Raw genomic sequence first — 3144 nt, forward strand, 5'->3', positions numbered from 1 at the left:
CGGCGGCATCACCTTGCGCACGCGGCTGATGCGGCGCTCGGCGTTGGTGAAGGTGCCGTCCTTCTCCAGGAACGAGGCGCCCGGCAGGAAGACGTGGGCGTATTTCGCGGTCTCGTTCAGGAAGATGTCCTGGATGACGATGCACTCCATCGCCATCAGGCCGGACGTGACGTGGTGCGTGTCGGGGTCCGACTGCGCGATGTCCTCGCCCTGGATGTAGAGCCCCTTGAAGCCGCCATCGACGGCCTCGTCGAGCATGTTGGTGATGCGCAGGCCCGGCGCCGCGTCGAGCTTGGCGCCCCACAGCGCCTCGAAGCTCTCGCGGGTGGCGTCGTCCGACACGTGCCGGTAGCCCGGTAGCTCGTGCGGGAACGAGCCCATGTCGCACGAGCCCTGCACGTTGTTCTGGCCGCGCAACGGATTCACGCCGGCGCCGAGCTTGCCGATGTTGCCGGTGGCCATGGCGATGTTGGCCATGCCCATCACCATGGTCGAACCCTGGCTGTGCTCGGTCACGCCCAGCCCATAATAGATGCCGGCGTTGCCGCCGGTGGCGTAGAGACGCGCGGCAGCCCGCAGGTCGGCCGGGTTCACGCCGGTATGCTGCTCCTGCGCTTCGGGCGAGTGGCGCTCGTCGGCGACGAACCGCGCCCAGGACTCGAAGTCGGCGAGCTCGCAACGCGCGCGGACGTAGCCCTCGTCGATCAGCCCCTCGGTGACGATGACGTGGGCCATGGAATTGATGAAGGCGACGTTCGAGCCGGGCTTCAGCGGCAGGTGGTAATCCGCCTTGATGTGCGGCGACTTCACGAGGTCGATCTTGCGCGGGTCGGCGACGATGAGCTTGGCGCCCGCCCGCAGGCGGCGCTTCATCCGCGAGGCGAAGACCGGGTGGCCGTCGGTCGGGTTGGCGCCGATGACGAGGATCACGTCGGAATCCTCGACCGACTTGAAGTCCTGCGTGCCGGCCGAGGTGCCGAGCGTCGACATCAGGCCGTAGCCGGTCGGCGAGTGGCAGACGCGGGCGCAGGTGTCGACGTTGTTGTTGCCGAAGGCCGTGCGCACAAGCTTCTGGACGAGGTAGGCTTCCTCGTTGGTGCAGCGCGACGAGGTGATGCCGCCGACCGAGTCCTTGCCGTAGGTCGCCTGGATGCGCTTGAACTCGGAGGCGGCGCGGTCGATCGCGACCTCCCACGAGACCTCCTGCCACGGGTCGGTGATCTTCTCGCGGATCATCGGCTTGGTGATGCGATCCTTGTGCGTGGCGTAGCCGTAAGCGAAGCGGCCCTTGACGCAGCTATGGCCCTCGTTGGCCTTGCCGCCCTTGTAGGGCACCATGCGGATGACCTTGTTGCCCTGCATTTCCGCCTTGAACGAGCAGCCGACGCCGCAATAGGCGCAGGTCGTCACCTCGGAATGCTCGGGCTGGCCGTGCTCGTGGATCGACTTCTCCTGGAGCGTCGCGGTCGGGCAGGCCTGGACGCAGGCGCCGCAGGACACGCACTCGGACTCCATGAAGTTCGTCGGGCCCGCCGCCACGCGGCTGTCGAAGCCGCGGCCGCTGATCGTCAGCGCGAAGGTGCCCTGCACCTCTTCGCACGCCCGCACGCAGCGGTTGCAGACGATGCACTTCGACGGATCATAGGTGAAGTACGGATTCGACTCGTCCTTGGGCAGGTACTTCTCGGCGGACGGCGCGACGTGGTTGTCGCCCTCGTAGCCGTAGCGCACGTCGCGCAGGCCCACGACGCCGGCCATGTCCTGCAGCTCGCAATCGCCGTTGGCGGCGCAGGTCAGGCAGGTCAGCGGGTGGTCGGAGATGTAGAGCTCCATCACGCCGCGGCGGAGCTTGGCGAGCTTGTCCGTCTGCGTGCGCACCACCATGCCGTTCTCGGCCGGCGTGGTGCAGGAGGCGGGCGTGCCGCGCCGGCCCTCGATCTCGACGAGGCAGAGGCGGCAGGAGCCGAACGGCTCCAGCGAATCGGTCGCGCACAGCTTCGGGATCTGCGTGCCGGCGGTCATCGCCGCCGCCATCACCGAGGTGCCCGCGGGCACCGTGATGTCCATGCCGTCGATGGTCAGCGTGATCGTCTGCTCGCTGACGCGGATCGGGGTGCCGTAATCGATCTCTTTGATGAGGGCCATGTCTGTCTCCTCATTCCGCCGCGATGGGCATATCGCCCACGCGGGAAAAATCTTCGGGGAAGTGGGTGATCGCGCTCATCACGGGCATCGGCGTGAGCCCGCCCATGGCGCAGAGCGAACCGTCGGTCATGACGTCACAAAGGTCGGCGATGACGGCGAGGTTCCGCTCGGGCGCGATCCCGGCGATGACCTTGTCCATCGTCTCGACCCCGCGGGTCGCGCCGATGCGGCAGGGGGTGCACTTGCCGCAGGACTCGGTCGCGCAGAACTCGAAGGCGAAGCGGGCCTGTTTGGCCATGTCGACGGTGTCGTCGAACACGACGATGCCGCCGTGGCCGACGAGGCCCTTGGCCGCCGTCATCGCCTCGTAGTCCAGCGGCGTGTCGAGCAGGTGGTCGGGGAAGTAGGCGCCGAGCGGGCCGCCGACCTGCACCGCGCGCACCGGGCGCCCGGAGAAGGTGCCGCCGCCGAAGCCCTCGATCACCTCGCGCAGCGTGATGCCGAAGGCCATCTCGATCAGGCCGCCGTGCTTGACATTGCCCGCGAGCTGGATCGGCAGTGTGCCGAGCGAGCGGCCCATGCCGTAATCGGCGTAGGCCTTGGCGCCGTGATCGAGGATCCACGGGGTCGCCGTGAGGGTCATCACGTTGTTGACCAGCGTCGGCTTGCCCATGAAACCCTTGAGTGCCGGGATCGGCGGCTTGGCGCGCACGATGCCGCGCCGGCCTTCCAGGCTCTCCAGCAGCGAGGTCTCCTCGCCGCAGATGTAGGCGCCGGCCCCGAGGCGGACTTCCAGGTGGAAGGCGTGCCCCGAGCCCATCACGTTCTCGCCGAGCAGCCCGGCCTCGATCCCGTTGGCGATCGCCTCCTTGAGCGTGGCGAACGCCTGCGGGTACTCGGAGCGCAGGTAGATGTAGCCCCGCGTCGCGCCGACCGCGACCGCGGCGATGGTCATGCCCTCGATGAGGTTGAAGGGGTCGCCCTCCATCATCATCCGGT

At 68.0% G+C, this 3144-nt stretch carries 2 protein-coding genes; both read right to left on the minus strand.

Annotated elements, in window-relative coordinates:
• Nucleotides 1-2145, minus strand: a 2145-nt coding sequence (gene fdhF, locus ACFE86_RS21985; protein ID WP_375457436.1) for a formate dehydrogenase subunit alpha, incomplete at its 3' end; no start/stop codon positions are given.
• Nucleotides 2146-2155: 10 nt separating this feature from the next.
• On the minus strand, nucleotides 2156-3144 hold a 989-nt coding region (locus tag ACFE86_RS21990), incomplete at its 5' end, for an NADH-quinone oxidoreductase subunit F (protein ID WP_375457437.1).

Origin of the sequence: uncultured Methylobacterium sp., from assembly GCF_964244095.1 — a bacterium.
Taxonomy (GTDB): Bacteria; Pseudomonadota; Alphaproteobacteria; order Rhizobiales; family Beijerinckiaceae; genus Methylobacterium.